A 16,109-nucleotide genomic window follows, 5' to 3' on the forward strand; every position below is an offset into this window, starting at 1 on the left:
CGCATATGGGAGCGCTCCCACCTCGTCTGTGGCGGAAGGTAGCGCCGTACGGCCGACTTGTAAACGGTCTCGTACGGCGCTCTCGGCCCGCGGGGCCGTCAGTGGTGGTGGGGGGAGGTCGGCAGGTGCCGGCGCGGCAGCTCCGTCACCTGTCCGCGATCACAGCAGCGACGCCCGGGAGCTCCAGGTCAGGGTGTCGGGGGTGAGGTCTTCGGTCAGGGGGAGTTCGACGGTGAACTCGGTGCGGCCGGGTTCGCTGTGGACGCCGATGCGGCCGCCGTGGGCGGTGGTGATCGCGGCGACGATGGCGAGGCCGAGCCCGGAGCCGGTGCCCGCGGTGGCGCGGGCGCGGGAGGCGTCGGCGCGCGTGAAGCGTTCGAAGACGGTGGGCAGCAGGTCGGGCGGGATGCCGGGGCCGTCGTCGCGGACCCGGACGGTGGCGAGGCCGTCCCCGGCCTGCACGATCACCAGCACCCGGGTGCCGACGGGGGTGTGCACACGGGCGTTGGCCAGCAGGTTGGCCACGACCTGGTGGAGGCGGGCCTCGTCGCCGAGGACCAGGGGCGAGGCGTCCAGGCGGAGTTCGAGCCGCCAGTCGTGGCCGCCGCCCGCGGCCCGCGCGTCCCAGACCGCCTCGGCGGCCAGTGCGGCGAGGTCGACCTCGGCGGACCGCAGCGGCCGGCCCTCGTCGAGGCGGGCGAGCAGGAGCAGGTCCTCGACCAGGCCGGTCATCCGGGCGGACTCGGCGGTGACCCGGCGCCAGGCCAGGCCCGGTTCGATGCGGTCGGTGCCGCGGTTCATCAGTTCCGCGTAGCCGGCGATGGAGGCGAGCGGGGTGCGCAGTTCATGGCTGGCGTCGGCGAGGAAGCGGCGCATGCGTTCCTCGCTGCGGCGCACCCGTTCCTCGCTGCGCTGGCGTTCGGCGAGCGAGGACTCGACGTGGTCGATCATGCGGTTGAGGGCGGCGCCGACCTGGCCGGCCTCGCTGCCGGGGTCGGTGTCGCGTTCGGGGACCCGGGTGAGGCCGGTGACCTCGCCCCGGCACAGGGGTGCGTGGGAGACCTCCACGGCGGTGGCGGCGACCCGGCCGAGTGGGCGCAGCTGGCGCCGTATGACGATCGCACAGACGACACCGGCGGTGGTCAGGCCCGCCGCGGCGACGACGGCCTCGATGACGACCAGGCCGCTGATCATGTCCTGGACGTCGTCCATGGGGAGGCCGGTGAGGACCCGGACCCCGTGGTTGTCGAGGGCGGTGAGGCGGTAGGTGCCGAGGCCGGGGACGGTCCGGGTGTGGAAGGAGCCGTCGGTGTCGACGCCGGTCAGCGCCGCCGTCTGGGCGTCGCTGAGGCGCTGGGGCGGGGCGTCCTGGCCGACGGTGGCCGCCGCGACGACACCGCCGTCGGCGTCCAGGCGGGCGGCGAGCATGCCGGCCGGGTGGCCGCTCTCGTTGAGGAAGGTCAGATCGCTCGCGAGGTCCGGGTGGAGCGAGGCCCCGCCCAGGCTGCGTTCGGCCGCGTTGGTGACCCGGTCGTCGAGGTTGCCCAGCAGATAGGTGCGCTGGGCGAAGACAGTGGTGAGTGCCATCGCGGCGCAGACGACGACCAGGACGGCGGTGATGAAGAGGAGGAGGCGGGTGCGCAGGGAGCGGCCGCCGAACCGGTGGGCGTTCATCTGCCGTCCTCCACCGGCCTGATGGCGTATCCCAGCCCCCGCACGGTGTGGATCATGGGCGCGCGGCCCCGGTCGATCTTGCGGCGCAGGCTGGAGATGTACACCTCGACGAGGTTGCCGCCGCCGTCGAAGGAGCTGCTCCAGACCCGGTCGAGGATCTGGGCCTTGCTCAGCACCTGACGGGGGTGCTCCACGAGCAGGCTGAGCAGGTCGAACTCCTTGGCGGTGAGGGCGACGGAGGCGCCGGCGCGGTGCACCTCTCTGGACTCGGCGGCGACGACGAGGTCGCCGAGGACGCGGACGGAGTCGTCGGCGCGGACGCGTTCGGCGCCGGAGCGGCGCAGCAGTCCGCGCAGCCGCAGCACGACCTCCTGGAGGGAGAAGGGCTTGGTGACGTAGTCGTCGGCGCCGTTCTCGAGTCCGTCGAGGCGGTGTTCGACGGCGTCGCGGCCGGTGAGCATGAGAACGGGCAGCCCGGGGTTCTCGTAGCGCAGGCGGCGCAGGACCTGGATGCCGTCGAGGTCGGGCAGCATGCCGTCGAGGACGACGGCGTGCGGGGCGCTGCGGCGGGCCTCGCGCAGCGCGCTGTGCCCGTCGGGTACCGGGTAGGGGCGCCAGCCCGCCTCGGTGACGGCCACGGACAGCACTTCGGTGAGCGCGGGTTCGTCGTCGACGATCAGGACGCGGACGCGTCCGTCGCGGTACCCGGGGGTGGCGGTCATGTCCCGATTCTGTCCCCGTCCGCTGGGGGAATCCTGTGTTCAGCCTGGGGGCCGGCGATGACCCGGGACGAAACGCGGCGAAGGGAACACGGGGAGGAGCACGCGGAGGGCCGCATCCCCGGTGCGGGAATGCGGCCCTCGACTGCTGTGCCGGGTCGGCTACTTGCGGATCAGGCTGCGCAGCACGTACTGCATGATGCCGCCGTTGCGGTAGTAGTCCGCCTCGCCGGGGGTGTCGATGCGGACGACCGCGTCGAACTCGACGCCGGTGTCGGTGGTGACCTTCACCGTGCGCGGGGTGGTGCCGTTGTTGAGCTCCTCGACGCCGGTGAAGGAGAAGGTCTCCTCGCCGGTGAGGCCGAGGGACTCGGCGGTGGCGCCCTCCGGGAACTGGAGGGGCAGGACGCCCATGCCGATGAGGTTCGAGCGGTGGATGCGCTCGTACGACTCGGCGATGACGGCCTTGACGCCGAGGAGGGCGGTGCCCTTGGCGGCCCAGTCGCGGGACGAGCCGGAGCCGTACTCCTTGCCGGCCAGGACGACCAGCGGGATGCCCTGCTCGATGTAGTTGCGGGAGGCGTCGTAGATGAACGCCACCGGGGCGTCGGCCTGCGTGAAGTCGCGCGTGTAGCCGCCCTCGGTGCCCGGCGCGATCTGGTTGCGCAGGCGGATGTTGGCGAAGGTGCCGCGGATCATGACCTCGTGGTTGCCTCGGCGGGAGCCGTAGGAGTTGAAGTCACGACGCTCCACACCGTGCTCGGTGAGGTACTTGCCGGCCGGGGTGTCGGCCTTGATGGCGCCGGCCGGGGAGATGTGGTCGGTGGTGACCGAGTCGCCCAGCTTGGCGAGGACGCGGGCGCCGGAGATGTCGGAGACCGGCTCCGGGTCCATGCCCATGCCCTCGAAGTACGGGGGCTTGCGGACGTACGTCGACTCGGCGTCCCACTCGAAGGTGTTGCCGGTCGGGACGGGCAGGGACTGCCACTGCAGGTCGCCCGCGAAGACGTCGGAGTAGGACTTGTTGAACATGTCCTCGCCGATGGCGTTGGCCACGACGTCGTTGACCTCGGCCTCGGAGGGCCAGATGTCCTTCAGGAAGACCGGGTTGCCGTCCTGGTCGGTGCCGAGGGCGTCCTTGGTGATGTCCACCTTCATGGAGCCCGCGATGGCGTACGCGACGACCAGCGGCGGGGAGGCCAGGTAGTTCATCTTGACGTCGGGGTTGATGCGGCCCTCGAAGTTGCGGTTGCCCGAGAGGACCGAGGTCACGGCCAGGTCGTGGTCGTTGACGGCCTTGGAGACCTCCTCCGGCAGCGGGCCGGAGTTGCCGATGCAGGTGGTGCAGCCGTAGCCGACGAGGTTGAAGCCGACCTTGTCGAGGTAGGGGGTCAGGCCCGCCTTGTCGAAGTAGTCGGTGACGACCTTGGAGCCGGGGGCGAGGGTGGTCTTGACCCAGGGCTTGCGGGTCAGGCCCTTCTCCACCGCCTTCTTGGCCACCAGCGCGGCGGCGACCATGACGTACGGGTTGGAGGTGTTGGTGCAGGAGGTGATCGCGGCGACGGTGACGGCGCCGTGGTCGATCTCGTAGGTCGAGCCGTCGGGGGCGGTGACGGTGACCGGGTTGGACGGGGCGCCGTTGGGGGCGACGGCCGGGGCGTCGGAGGCCGGGAAGGACTCCTGGCCGGCCTCGTCGACGACGTCCACGTAGTTGCGTACGTCGGCCTTGAACTGCTCGGCGGCGTTCGCGAGGACGATGCGGTCCTGCGGGCGCTTCGGGCCGGCGATCGAGGGGACGACGGTCGACAGGTCCAGCTCGAGCTTCTCGGAGAAGTCCGGCTCGGCCTTCGGGTCCAGCCAGAGGCCCTGCTCCTTGGCGTACGCCTCGACGAGCGCGACCTGCTGGGCGGAGCGGCCGGTGAGCTTGAGGTAGTTCAGGGTCTCGTCGTCGATCGGGAAGATCGCGGCGGTGGAGCCGAACTCCGGGGACATGTTGCCGATGGTGGCGCGGTTGGCGAGGCTCGTCGCGGCCACGCCCTCGCCGTAGAACTCGACGAACTTGCCGACGACGCCGTGCTTGCGCAGCATCTCGGTGATGGTGAGCACGAGGTCGGTGGCGGTGGTGCCGGTGGGCAGCTCGCCGGTGAGCTTGAAGCCGACGACGCGCGGGATGAGCATGGAGACCGGCTGGCCGAGCATCGCGGCCTCGGCCTCGATGCCGCCGACGCCCCAGCCGAGGACGCCGAGGCCGTTGACCATGGTGGTGTGCGAGTCGGTGCCGACCAGGGTGTCGGGGTAGGCCTGGCCGCCACGGACCATGACGGTGCGCGCGAGGTGCTCGATGTTCACCTGGTGGACGATGCCGGTGCCCGGCGGGACGACCTTGAACTCGTCGAACGCGGTCTGGCCCCAGCGCAGGAACTGGTAGCGCTCCTTGTTGCGGCCGTACTCCAGCTCGACGTTCTGGCCGAAGGCGTCCGGGGTGCCGAACTTGTCGGCGATGACGGAGTGGTCGATGACCAGCTCGGCGGGGGCGAGCGGGTTGATCTTCGCCGGGTCGCCGCCCAGCTCCTTCACGGCCTCACGCATGGTGGCGAGGTCCACGACACAGGGGACGCCGGTGAAGTCCTGCATGATGACGCGGGCCGGCGTGAACTGGATCTCCTGGCTGGGCTGGGCCTGGGAGTCCCAGCTGCCGAGGGCGCGGATGTGGTCGGCGGTGATGTTCGCGCCGTCCTCCGTGCGGAGCAGGTTCTCCAGCAGGACCTTGAGGCTGTAGGGGAGTCGGGCCGAGCCCTCCACCTTGTCCAGGCGGAAGATCTCGTACGACTCGTCGCCCACCTGCAGCGTGCTGCGGGCGTCGAAGCTGTTCGCCGACACGACGGTCTCCTTCATTGATGTGCGCGTACCACCGCATCCTGCCGCCACGCGGGCTTGGCCGATCCGCTAAGGTAAGGCTAAGTTAGGCAATCCTTACTAGGGTGGCGGCTGCGGTGCGCCTCGGCAGATATCTCGATGTCGAGATAACTCTAGTACATGGGGGCCGGATGGTCATGCCCGGGCCCCGTCACACCCCTAGGCTCTCTCCCGGCGAGGGGAGCCGGCATGCCCGAGGGGTGGGAGTGGGACAGGACGCTCTTTCAGGGGAGCGCGGTCCATTACGAGCGGGGGCGGATGCCGTACGCGCCCGGGTTCGGCGAGTCGCTCGCCCGGGTGCTCGGGCTGGACGGGCGGGGGCGGCTGCTCGACGTGGGCTGCGGGCCCGGGATCGTGACGCTGCCGCTGGCCCGGTTCTTCACCGAGGCGGTCGGGCTCGATCCGGACGAGGACATGCTGGCCGAGGCCGCGCGGCGGGCCCGGCGGGACGGGGTAGACAACGCGCGCTGGGTGACCGCCCGGGCCGAGGAGCTGCCGGCCGGGCTGGGTGAGTTCCGGGTCGTGGTGTTCGCGCAGTCCTTCCACTGGACGGAGCGCGAGCGGGTCGCCGCCGCCGTGCTCGCAATGCTGGAGCCGGGTGGCACGCTCGTCCATCTCGGCGACCTCAAGGACCCGCCCCCGGCCACCGAGCCGCTGCCGCTGCCCCCTCCCCCGTACCCGCTGATCGGCGACCTGGTGCGGCGATACCTCGGCCCGGTACGCCGCGCGGGACAGGGCGTGCTCGTGAACGGCACCCCGGGCGGGGAGGACGCCGTCTTCGCCGCCGCCGGTTTCACGCACGCCGGCCGTCATGTCGTACCGGCCGGACAGGTCGTCCCGCGGACGGCGGACGACCTCGTGGCGTGGGCGTTCTCCCGGTCCGACTCGGCGCCCCACCTGTTCGGCGACCGACTGGCGGACTTCGAGCGCGAGCTGCGCGAGCTGCTCCTGCGGGAAGCGGCCGACGGCCGCTTCGCCGAGCACATCCCGCCGACCGAGATCAGAATGTGGCACAGGGCGGCGCGGGGGTAGACGACGACAGAAGGGCGACCACAGCAAGGCGACAACAGAAGGAGGTCCCGTGCCCCTCACCTTCCGCAAGAGCTTCCGCATCCTCCCCGGGGTGCGCCTGAACATCAACCGGCGCTCCTGGTCGATCACCACGGGCGGCCGAGGCGGTCCGCGGCACACCCACAGCAGCACCGGACGTCGTACGACATCGATGGATCTGCCCGGACCGTTCGGGTGGCGTCGCACGCGGACGACCAGGCGCCGTTGACGGGGAGTCACCCGAACGGACCCCCCAAGAGGCGCCATCTCATATCTGAGATAACCTCAGCCTCATGGCAGACGACTACCTCGTACGCATCGGCAAGCTCATCCGTGATGCCCGGCAGCACCGTGGCTGGACACAGGCACAGCTCGCCGAGGCGCTCAACACCAGTCAGAGCGCCGTCAACCGGATCGAGCGCGGCAACCAGAACATCAGCCTTGAGATGATCGCTCGAATCGGTGAGGCGCTGGACAGTGAGATCGTCTCGTTGGGCTACGCGGGACCGATGCATCTGCGCGTGGTGGGCGGCCGCCGGCTGTCCGGCGCCATCGATGTGAAGACCAGCAAGAACGCCTGCGTGGCCCTGCTGTGCGCCTCCCTGCTCAACCGGGGGCGCACGGTGCTGCGCCGGGTGGCCCGGATCGAGGAGGTCTACCGTCTGCTCGAGGTGCTCAACTCCATCGGGGTGCGCACCCGCTGGATCAACGGCGGCGTCGACCTGGAGATCGTGCCGCCGGCGGAGCTGGACATGGCGGCGATCGACGCCGACGCCGCCGTGCGCACCCGGTCGATCATCATGTTCTTCGGCCCGCTGCTGCACCGCATGGACGCCTTCAAGCTGCCCTACGCCGGCGGCTGCGACCTGGGCACGCGGACCATCGAGCCGCACATGATCGCGCTGCGCCGGTTCGGGCTGGACATCGCGGCGACCGAGGGGCAGTACCACGCCGTCGTCGACCGCGCCGTACGCCCCGACCGGCCGATCGTGCTGACCGAGCGCGGGGACACGGTCACCGAGAACGCGCTGCTGGCCGCCGCCCGGCACGACGGGGTGACCGTCATCCGCAACGCCTCCTCCAACTACATGGTCCAGGACCTGTGCTTCTTCCTGGAGGCCCTGGGCGTGCGGGTCGAGGGCATCGGCACCACCACCCTCACCGTGCACGGTGTCCCGGACATCGACGCCGACGTCGACTACTCCCCCTCCGAGGACCCGGTCGAGGCGATGAGCCTGCTGGCCGCCGCCGTGGTCACGGAGTCGGAGCTGACCGTGCGCCGCGTCCCCATCGAGTTCCTGGAGATCGAGCTGGCGGTCCTGGAGGAGATGGGCCTCGACCACGACCGCACGCCCGAGTACTTCGCCGACAACGGCCGCACCCGGCTGGTGGACCTGACCGTGCGGCCCTCCAAACTGGAGGCGCCGATCGACAAGATCCACCCGATGCCGTTCCCCGGCCTGAACATCGACAACGTCCCGTTCTTCGCGGCCATCGCGGCCGTCGCGTCGGGCAAGACCCTCATCCACGACTGGGTCTACGACAACCGGGCGATCTATCTCACCGACCTCAACCGGCTCGGTGGCCGGCTCCAGCTACTCGATCCGCACCGGGTCCTGGTGGAGGGTCCGACCCGCTGGCGCGCCGCCGAGATGATGTGCCCGCCGGCCCTGCGCCCGGCCGTGGTCGTCCTGCTGGCGATGATGGCGGCCGAGGGCACCTCCGTGCTGCGGAACGTGTACGTCATCAACCGGGGCTACGAGGATCTCGCCGAGCGGCTGAACTCGATCGGGGCGCAGATCGAGATCTTCCGGGACATCTGACGTCAGGAGCCGTCAGGAGCCCGTCAGGACGACGAGTTGCCGGGTGGCGCGGGTCATCGCGACATAGCGGTCGACGGCTCCTTCCACGCCCGTGCCGAACGTCTCGGGCTCGACGAGGACGACCAGGTCGAACTCGAGGCCCTTGGTCAGTTCCGGGGGCAGGGAGCGGACGCGGGGTGTCCCGGGGAAGGACGGGGCGCCGATGACGCAGGCGATGCCCTCGGAGTGGGCGGCGAGCCATGCGTCGAGGGTCGCGTCCAGATCCGCGACCGAGCCGTGGACGACGGGGACGCCGTTGCTGCGGATCGAGGTCGGGACGTTGGCGTCCGGGAGCGCGGCCCGGATGACCGGCTCGGCCTCCGCCATGATCTCCGCCGGTGTCCGGTAGTTGACGGACAGGGAGGCCAGGTCGATCCGGTCGAGGCCGATCCGCTCGAGGCGTGCGCCCCACGACTCGGTGAAACCGTGCCGGGCCTGGGCGCGGTCGCCGACGATGGTGAGGCTGCGGGACGGGCAGCGGGAGAGCAGCATCTGCCATTCGGCGTCGGTGAGTTCCTGGGCCTCGTCGACGACGATGTGCGCGAACGGGCCGGCGAGGAGATCCGGGGCGAGGACGGGCAGTTCGGACTCGTCGACCAGGCTGACCCGGGCGTCCGCGCCGCGCAGCATGGTCACCAGGCCCTCGCCGTCGTCGCCGTCGGCGCCGGAGTCGGCCACGGCGTGGATCAGGTTGTCGACGACGTGGGACATGCGCTCGCGCTGGGCGGCGAGGACGGCCTTGTTCCGCTGTGTGCGCCGCGCCGCCTCCGGGTCGCCGAGCCGCTGCCGTGCCGCGTCCAGCAGCGGCAGGTCGGACACCGTCCAGGCCTGCGGGTCGGCGCGCTGGAGCCGTCGTACGTCGTCGGGGCTCAGCCAGGGAGCGCACATCCGCAGATAGGCGGGCACCGACCACAGGTCCCCCACCAGGTCGGCCGCCTCCAGCAGCGGCCAGGCGCGCTGGAGGGTCCCGATGAGCTCCTTGTCCTGTCGTAGCGCCCGGCGGAACTGCTCGGGCGGGAGGTCGTCGCCGTCGTACCGGTCCCGCAGGATCTCGACGAGCTTCTCCCAGATCTGGTTGCGGGCCTCGTTGTGCGGGGTGCCGGGCTCGGGCGCGTCGAACGCCTCGGCCCAGTCGGCGGCGGTCAGCCGTACGTCGGTCAGGTCGACGGTGACCGTCATGCCCTCGGCGGGCGGCTCCTCGTAGAACCGCACCGCCTTCTCGATCGCCTTCACGAGGTCCGCGGACGCCTTCAGCCGGGCCACCCCGGGGTCGGTCTCGACGGCCGCCCCGGCCCCCTCGGGAACGAGGTCGCGCAGGACGCAGGTCTGGACGCCCTCCTCGCCGAGGCTCGGCAGGACGTCGGCGACGTACGACAGATAGGGGCGATGCGGGCCGACGAACAGCACGCCGCCCCGGCGGTGTCCGAGGCGCGGGTCGGAGTAGAGCAGATGGGCGGTGCGATGCAGGGCGACGACGGTCTTGCCGGTGCCCGGGCCGCCGTCGACGACGAGGGCGCCGCGCGAGCCCGCCCGGATGATGGCGTCCTGGTCGGCCTGGATGGTGGAGAGCACGTCCCGCATCCGCTCCGACCGGTCGCCGCCCAGGCCGGCGATGAAGGCGGACTGGTCGTCGAGGGCGGCGGCGTGGCCCTCGAACCCCTCGGCGGTGAACACCTCGTCCCAGTAGTCGCTGATCCGGCCCCGGGTCCAGCGGTAGCGGCGGCGGCTGGCGAGCCCCATCGGGTCGGCGTGGGTCGCGGCGAAGAACGGCTCGGCCGCCGGGGAGCGCCAGTCGATCAGCAGTCGGCGGCCCTCGCTGTCCGTGAGACCGAGCCGGCCGACGTACACGGGTGCGGAGCCGTCCTCGCCGGCCATGTGCCCGAGGCACAGGTCCAGTCCGAACCGGCGCAGGGTCCGCAGCCGGCCGGTCAGGCGATGGACCTCGATGTCCCGGTCCATCGCCTGCCGACCGGTGCCGCCGGGCGCCCTGAGCTCCGCGTCGAGACGGTCGGACAGTTCGGCGATCGACTGCTCCAGGCACTCCGCGATCGCCGCGAAGTGCCGTTCGTCCGCGGCGATCAGCGCCGGATCGGCCTTGTGGGAGAGCTGGTCGGGAAGGTCGAACGCGCTCGGTACAGGCACTTGGTGCATACCCCTTTTTCGCAGAATTCCGGCCACGGCCTGCGATTTTGCGGTACGAGGGGGGCCTTGCCGCAAGCCCCCCGGTGCGCTATAGGTTGTCAGTGGCGAGAGGTGGGTCTTCCCCCTCTCGTTCGTCATGTCACCGGATCCAGGAACGTCAGCACCGAGGCGTCCTCCTCGATCAGCGGGACGAGCGCCGCGTTGAAGGGGCCGCCGTACGGGGCCCGCAGGTGCGCCTGGAAGGCGTCCTCGTCCCGGTACACCTCGAAGATCCAGTAGGCGCGCGGGACGGCCGCCCTGGTGTACACCTCGAAGGCCAGGTTCCCCTCCTCCTCGCGCACCGTCCGGGCGTACTCCAGGACGAGGCGCGCCACCTCGTCCTCGGCGCCCTCGCGTGCGGTGAACTCGGCGAGCAGTGTCTTCGTCATGGTCCGTGGGTCCTTTCAGTCGCGGACTGCGTCGGTGAACGGGGGGACGAGCTCCTCCAGCCGGTTCCGCCAGGGCGGGTTGGGGCCGGCGACCGAGCAGGTCAGGGCGGCGACCCGGGCGGCGAAGCGGCAGGCCTCGGCGACGTCGTCGAGGCGGAGGCCGGTGAGCCGGCCGCCGAGGAGGCCGCGCTCGCCGAGGTGGTGCAGCAGCCCGGCGGTGAAGGAGTCGCCCGCGCCGACCGTGTCGACGACCTCGGTGGTCACCGCGGGCACCCGCACCCGTGCGCCGTCGAGCGAGGCCAGGGCGCCCTCGGCGCCGCGGGTGATCACGACGAGCCGTGCCCCGGCCGCGTGCCAGAGGTCGCAGGCCCGCTCGGGCGGGGTGCCGGGGAGCAGGAGGTGCAGGTCGTCCTCGCTCAGCCGGAGGATGTCGGCGAGGGCGCACCAGCGGGTCAGCCGGGCGCGGTAGACGTCGGGAGCGACCAGGAGTGGGCGCACGTTGGGGTCGATGCTGACGGTCGCCCGGGAGGCGGCGGTGGCCAGGAAGTCCTCGACGGCCGCCGCGCCGGGCGCGCGGACCAGGGCCAGGGAACCGGTGTGCACGCACGCCGTGCCGGACAGGTCCACGCGGGCCAGCTCGTCCGGCGTCCACTGCCAGTCGGCGGTGTTCTGGGCGTGGAAGGAGAAGGCGGCCTGGCCGCGGTCGTCGAGTTCGGCCACGGCGAGGGTGCTGGGTTCGGCGGCCTCGACGGCGTACGACAGGTCCACCCCGGACGCCTCCAGATGGGCGCGGAACAGCCGCCCGAAGACATCGCCGGACAGGCGCGCCAGGAAGCGGGCGGGGGTGCCCAGGCGGGCCAGCGACACGGCCGTGTTGGCTGGTCCGCCGCCCGGCAGGACCCGCAGGGCGAGTTCGTTCGGGGCGCTCGCGGGCTGGGTGAACGCGTCCGCGACGCACTCCCCCAGGACGATGATCTGACGCGGGCTCATGGGCTGCTCTTCTCTGCCGGCGACCGTGGGACGGCAGCCGTGGGACGGTGGCCGTGCGGCGGTGCCGACGGCCGGCGGACGTTGCTGATTCGTGACGCGTGGAGGGCATTGACGTTTCCGGGAGACGGAGTCCATCATCCTCGCCATGCAGTGTCAACGATGACATAAGTCAACGATGACAACTCGGGACGGCATCCCTCGATGCCGGCCGCGCCGCTCGCAATCCCGCAGGAGTCGTTCATGTCTCGCACCTCTCGCCTGTCCACCTCCCTCCTCAGAGCCGCCGCTGTCACCGGCGTCGCGGCCCTGACCCTCACGGCCTGCGGGTCCGGCTCCGGCTCGGACTCCGCGAGCTCCGGATCGGGCTCGGGCAGCGTCAAGGTCGGTCTGATCACCAAGACGGACACCAACCCGTTCTTCGTGAAGATGAAGGAGGGCGCGGAGCAGGCCGCCAAGGAGAACGGCGCCCAACTGGTCACCGCCGCAGGCAAGTTCGACGGGGACAACGCCGGTCAGGTGACCGCCATGGAGAACATGGTGGCCTCCGGGGTGAAGGGCATCCTGATCACCCCGAGCGACTCCAAGGCCATCGTGCCCGCGATCGCGAAGGCCCGCGCCAAGGGCGTCCTGGTCATCGCGCTGGACACGCCGACCGAGCCGGAGAGCGCGGTCGACGCCCTCTTCGCCACCGACAACCTCAAGGCCGGGCAGCTCATCGGCGAGTACGCCAAGGCGGCGATGACGGGCAAGACCGCGAAGATAGCCACCCTCGACCTCGCGCCGGGCGTCTCCGTCGGCGTCCAGCGGCACGACGGTTTCCTCAAGGGCTTCGGCGCCACCGACAAGGACGTGGTCTGCGCCCAGGACACCGGCGGCGACCAGGCCAAGGGCCAGACGGCGATGGAGAACTGCCTCCAGAAGGAGCCGGACATCAACGTCGTCTACACGATCAACGAGCCGGCCGCCCTCGGCGCGTACACCGCGCTGAAGGCCAAGGGCCGGGAGAAGGACGTCCTGATCGTCTCCGTCGACGGCGGCTGCACCGGCACCCGGGCCGTCAAGGACGGCAAGATCGCCGCGACCTCGCAGCAGTACCCGCTGAAGATGGCCGCCGAGGGCGTCAAGGCCGTGGTGACGTACGCCAAGGACGGCAAGAAGGCCTCCGGGTACACCGACACCGGCGTCACCCTGATCACCGACAAGGCGCAGACCGGGGTCGACTCCAAGGACACCGCGTTCGGCCTGGAGAACTGCTGGGGCTGAGCCGCCCGCGCCCGGCCCGTACGGCGCGCTCCCGCGTCGTACGGGCCGCCCTCCCCCGCCGGGCCTGTCTCTTCCGACAAGGACTTCTGTCTTCCGACAAGGACTTCGCATGACAGCCACGACCACGCCGTACGCCGAGCTCAAGGCACCGACCACGGCCCGCAGACTGCTCACGGCACCGACCACCGGCCCGTTGGTCGCCCTCCTCCTGGCCTGCGCCTTCTTCTCCTTCTCCACCGACCAGTTCCTCACGGGCGGGAACTTCTCGCTGATCGTGCAGCAGGTGATGGTCGTCGGCACCCTCGCCATCGGGCAGACCCTGATCATCCTCACCGCCGGCATCGATCTGTCCTGCGGCGCCGTGATGGCGTTCGGCAGCATCGTGATCGCGAAAATGGCCGCCCAGGGGTCCCTTCCCCCGCTCGTCGCGATCGCGCTGGGCATCGCCGTCTGCGGCGGTTTCGGACTGGTCAACGGGCTGCTGGTGCAGAAGATCCCGCTGCCGCCGTTCATCGTCACCCTCGGCATGCTCAACGTGGCGTTCGCGCTGACCCACATCTACTCCGAGGAACAGACGGTCACCAGCCTGCCCGCGCCGCTGACCGCCCTCGGGGAGACCTTCCCGCTCGGCCACACCGACATCACCTACGGCTCCCTCGTCACCATCGCCCTCTTCCTCGCCTTCGCCTACGCGCTGAGCGGCACCGGCTGGGGCCGGCACGTCTACGCCCTCGGCAACAGCCAGGAAGCCGCCCGGCTGAACGGCATCCGCACCTCCCGGCTCACCATCGGCATCTACAGCGTCGCGGGTCTGCTCTACGGCGTCGCGGCCCTGCTGCTCATCTCGCGCACCGGGGTCGGCGACCCGCAGGCCGGCCAGACCGACAACCTCGACAGCATCACCGCCGTCGTCCTCGGCGGGACCAGCCTCTTCGGCGGCCGGGGCTCGGTCCTCGGCACGTTCATCGGCGTGCTCATCGTCGGTGTCTTCCGCAACGGGCTGCAGCTGATGGGCGTCGCCTCCATCTACCAGACCCTGATCACCGGTGTGCTGGTGATCCTCGCGGTGACCGTCGACCAGATCTCCCGGAAGAAGGCCCGATGACCGCCACCGACTCCCCCACCCCCGTCCTGCAGGCCCGCGGTCTGGTCAAGCGCTACGGCCATGTCACCGCCATCGACGGCGCCGACTTCGACCTGCTGCCCGGTGAGGTCCTCGCCGTCATCGGCGACAACGGCGCCGGCAAGACCAGCCTGATCAAGGCGCTCACCGGCGCGGTGGCGCCCGACGCGGGAGAGATCCGGCTCAACGGAGAGCCCATCACCTTCTCCGGGCCGCAGAGCGCCCGCGCCCACGGCATCGAGACGGTGTATCAGGACCTCGCGGTGGCCGCCTCGATGGACATCGCCTCGAACATGTTCCTCGGGCGGGAACTACGGCGCCCCGGTGTCCTCGGCTCCGTCTTCCGGATGCTCGACAAGAAGCGGATGCGGCAGGAGGCCGCCGAGCACATGGCCGATCTGAAGATCGGGCTGCGCTCGCTGACCCAGTCGGTGGAGACCCTCTCCGGCGGACAGCGGCAGGCCGTGGCGGTCGCCCGGTCCGTGGCCTGGGCCCGCTCCGTCGTCGTGATGGACGAGCCCACCGCCGCCCTCGGCGTCAAGGAGTCCGGCCAGGTCCTGGACCTGATCCGCCGGGTCCGGGACCGGGGCATGCCGGTCGTCCTGATCAGCCACAACATGCCGCACGTCTTCGAGATCGCCGACCGGATCCACGTCCACCGCCTCGGCAGGCGCGCCGCCGTGATCAAGCCCTCCGACTACTCCATGGCCGAGGTCGTCGCCATCATGACCGGCGCACTCACCGTGGACGCGGCCGGAGATACTGTCGTGACGGATTCCGAGGCCGCCAAGGCCGCGGGAGTCCAGGCCGGCTAGGACCCCACAGGTTCTGGCGACACGATTCGACTCCAAGGTTCTGCCCGAGGCCGCGGGCGGAACCGACGAGCACAGGAGACCCGCACCTCCATGGCAGCGAACCGCCGCCCCACCCTGGCCGATGTCGCCCGTGAAGTGGGTGTCAGCGCCAAGACCGTCTCCCGCGTCCTCAACGAGGACGGACCCGCCTCCGCGCAGACCAGGGAACAGGTACTCGCCGCCGTGGCCAGGCTGGGCTTCCAGCCGAACCTCATGGCGCGCAACATCCGCGTCGGCGGACCCGACACCACCGTCGGACTCGTCATCCCCGACCTCGGCAACCCCTTCTTCGGGGCCGTGGCCAGCAGCATCGAGGACACGGTCCGCGACCGGGGACTGACCCTCCTCATGGGGTCCTCCGCGGACGACCCCGCCCGCGAACGCGCCCTGACCGCCACGTTCCTCGCCCGCCGGGTGAGCGTCCTGATGGTCGTGCCGTCCGTCGGCGCCGACCACTCCCACCTCAAGACCCACCGGGCCGGCGGGCTGCCCGTCGTCTTCCTCGACCGGCCGGGCACGGGCCTCGCCACCGACAGCGTCGTCAGCACCAACCGCTCGGGCGCCCACGACGGCGTCGCCCATCTGATCGCCCACGGTCACCGCCGGATCGGCTTCATCGGGGACCTCCCGGTGAAGCTCTACACCCGCCGTGAGCGGCTGGCCGGCTACCGCGAGGCGCTGCGCGAGGCCGGTCTGCCCGACGACCGCTCCCTCGTCACCAACGCCCACGACCAGCACGGGGCCTCGGCGGCCACCGCGCAGTTGCTGGAACTGGCCGATCCGCCCACGGCCCTGTTCGCCGGCAACAACATCGTCGCGCTGGGCATAGTGACCGAACTCGCCCGCAGCCGGCGCAAGGACGTGGCCGTCGTCGCCTTCGACGACGTGGCCCTCGCGGACGCGCTCGAACCGGCGCTGACCGTCGTCGCCCAGGACCCCGAGGAGATCGGCCGCACCGCCGCGACCACGGCCCTGTCCCGCCTCGACGGCGACCGCTCCCGCGCCCGCACGCTCACCGTGCCCACCCGCCTGATCGTCCGGGGGTCGGGGGAACGTCCGGCGCCGGCGCTCGCCCGCCGCTGACCGGC

At 71.2% G+C, this 16,109-nt stretch carries 13 protein-coding genes; 7 read left to right on the forward strand and 6 right to left on the reverse strand.

Annotated features, from left to right (window positions below; translation table 11 throughout):
• Window positions 1-159: 159 nt before the first annotated feature.
• The 3 genes from OG852_RS13350 to acnA all read right to left on the reverse strand — a co-directional run bounded on the left by OG852_RS13350 (window position 160) and on the right by acnA (window position 5,273).
• A complete protein-coding gene (locus tag OG852_RS13350; RefSeq protein ID WP_133914658.1) occupies window positions 160-1,674 on the reverse strand; it encodes a sensor histidine kinase in 1,515 nt (504 codons plus the stop codon).
• Window positions 1,671-2,396: a response regulator transcription factor gene (locus OG852_RS13355; protein ID WP_330348036.1), complete on the reverse strand. Its 726-nt coding sequence runs from the start codon at window positions 2,394-2,396 to the stop codon at window positions 1,671-1,673. The genes OG852_RS13350 and OG852_RS13355 overlap by 4 nt, the downstream gene beginning before the upstream one ends.
• Before the next feature lie 159 nt (window positions 2,397-2,555).
• Window positions 2,556-5,273 (reverse strand): aconitate hydratase AcnA, encoded by a 2,718-nt coding sequence (acnA, locus tag OG852_RS13360; protein WP_133914660.1) that lies wholly within the window; start codon window positions 5,271-5,273, stop codon window positions 2,556-2,558.
• A 225-nt stretch (window positions 5,274-5,498) separates the two neighbouring features.
• On the opposite strand from acnA, the gene OG852_RS13365 reads away from it, so the two are divergent.
• The 3 genes from OG852_RS13365 to OG852_RS13375 all read left to right on the forward strand — a co-directional run bounded on the left by OG852_RS13365 (window position 5,499) and on the right by OG852_RS13375 (window position 8,182).
• The gene (locus OG852_RS13365) at window positions 5,499-6,341 is read left to right on the forward strand and encodes a class I SAM-dependent methyltransferase (protein WP_330348037.1); all 843 of its coding nucleotides are present in this window, start codon (window positions 5,499-5,501) and stop codon (window positions 6,339-6,341) included.
• A 49-nt stretch (window positions 6,342-6,390) separates the two neighbouring features.
• The gene (locus OG852_RS13370) at window positions 6,391-6,588 is read left to right on the forward strand and encodes a DUF4236 domain-containing protein (RefSeq protein ID WP_133914662.1); all 198 of its coding nucleotides are present in this window, start codon (window positions 6,391-6,393) and stop codon (window positions 6,586-6,588) included.
• Window positions 6,589-6,652: 64 nt separating this feature from the next.
• Complete coding sequence (locus OG852_RS13375; RefSeq protein ID WP_133914663.1) at window positions 6,653-8,182, forward strand: UDP-N-acetylglucosamine 1-carboxyvinyltransferase; 1,530 nt, start codon at window positions 6,653-6,655, stop codon at window positions 8,180-8,182.
• Between the two features lie 12 nt (window positions 8,183-8,194).
• On the opposite strand, the gene helR is transcribed toward OG852_RS13375, so the two are convergent.
• From helR to OG852_RS13390, 3 genes are all read right to left on the reverse strand, one after another.
• Window positions 8,195-10,372: an RNA polymerase recycling motor ATPase HelR gene (gene helR / locus OG852_RS13380; protein WP_330348038.1), complete on the reverse strand. Its 2,178-nt coding sequence runs from the start codon at window positions 10,370-10,372 to the stop codon at window positions 8,195-8,197.
• A gap of 125 nt (window positions 10,373-10,497) precedes the next feature.
• Entirely contained in the window at window positions 10,498-10,791 is a 294-nt protein-coding gene (locus OG852_RS13385; RefSeq protein ID WP_330348039.1) for a putative quinol monooxygenase, read from the reverse strand.
• A gap of 15 nt (window positions 10,792-10,806) precedes the next feature.
• A complete protein-coding gene (locus OG852_RS13390; protein WP_330348040.1) occupies window positions 10,807-11,781 on the reverse strand; it encodes a carbohydrate kinase family protein in 975 nt (324 codons plus the stop codon).
• Between the two features lie 240 nt (window positions 11,782-12,021).
• Between OG852_RS13390 and OG852_RS13395 the strand changes: the two genes are divergently transcribed.
• The 4 genes from OG852_RS13395 (at window position 12,022) to OG852_RS13410 (ending at window position 16,104) form a co-directional block, all read left to right on the forward strand.
• On the forward strand, window positions 12,022-13,044 hold the full coding sequence (locus tag OG852_RS13395; protein WP_133914151.1) for a sugar ABC transporter substrate-binding protein: 1,023 nt from the start codon (window positions 12,022-12,024) through the stop codon (window positions 13,042-13,044).
• A gap of 109 nt (window positions 13,045-13,153) precedes the next feature.
• Entirely contained in the window at window positions 13,154-14,149 is a 996-nt protein-coding gene (locus OG852_RS13400) for an ABC transporter permease (RefSeq protein WP_133914150.1), read from the forward strand.
• The gene (locus OG852_RS13405; protein ID WP_133914149.1) at window positions 14,146-14,982 is read left to right on the forward strand and encodes an ATP-binding cassette domain-containing protein; all 837 of its coding nucleotides are present in this window, start codon (window positions 14,146-14,148) and stop codon (window positions 14,980-14,982) included. The genes OG852_RS13400 and OG852_RS13405 overlap by 4 nt, the downstream gene beginning before the upstream one ends.
• Before the next feature lie 90 nt (window positions 14,983-15,072).
• On the forward strand, window positions 15,073-16,104 hold the full coding sequence (locus OG852_RS13410) for a LacI family DNA-binding transcriptional regulator (RefSeq protein ID WP_133914148.1): 1,032 nt from the start codon (window positions 15,073-15,075) through the stop codon (window positions 16,102-16,104).
• The last annotated feature ends 5 nt before the right edge of the window (window positions 16,105-16,109 follow it).

It is taken from the genome of Streptomyces sp. NBC_00582 (assembly GCF_036345155.1).
Taxonomy (GTDB): Bacteria; Actinomycetota; Actinomycetes; order Streptomycetales; family Streptomycetaceae; genus Streptomyces.

Coding starts and splice junctions, on each gene's coding strand:
- helR (WP_330348038.1), bottom strand. CDS start 10,372: ATGCACCAAGTGCCTGTACCGAGCGCGTTCGACCTTCCCGACCAGCTC.
- OG852_RS13355 (WP_330348036.1), bottom strand. CDS start 2,396: ATGACCGCCACCCCCGGGTACCGCGACGGACGCGTCCGCGTCCTGATC.
- OG852_RS13385 (WP_330348039.1), bottom strand. CDS start 10,791: ATGACGAAGACACTGCTCGCCGAGTTCACCGCACGCGAGGGCGCCGAG.
- OG852_RS13400 (WP_133914150.1), top strand. CDS start 13,154: ATGACAGCCACGACCACGCCGTACGCCGAGCTCAAGGCACCGACCACG.
- OG852_RS13350 (WP_133914658.1), bottom strand. CDS start 1,674: ATGAACGCCCACCGGTTCGGCGGCCGCTCCCTGCGCACCCGCCTCCTC.
- OG852_RS13405 (WP_133914149.1), top strand. CDS start 14,146: ATGACCGCCACCGACTCCCCCACCCCCGTCCTGCAGGCCCGCGGTCTG.
- OG852_RS13365 (WP_330348037.1), top strand. CDS start 5,499: ATGCCCGAGGGGTGGGAGTGGGACAGGACGCTCTTTCAGGGGAGCGCG.
- OG852_RS13395 (WP_133914151.1), top strand. CDS start 12,022: ATGTCTCGCACCTCTCGCCTGTCCACCTCCCTCCTCAGAGCCGCCGCT.
- OG852_RS13410 (WP_133914148.1), top strand. CDS start 15,073: ATGGCAGCGAACCGCCGCCCCACCCTGGCCGATGTCGCCCGTGAAGTG.
- OG852_RS13375 (WP_133914663.1), top strand. CDS start 6,653: ATGGCAGACGACTACCTCGTACGCATCGGCAAGCTCATCCGTGATGCC.
- OG852_RS13390 (WP_330348040.1), bottom strand. CDS start 11,781: ATGAGCCCGCGTCAGATCATCGTCCTGGGGGAGTGCGTCGCGGACGCG.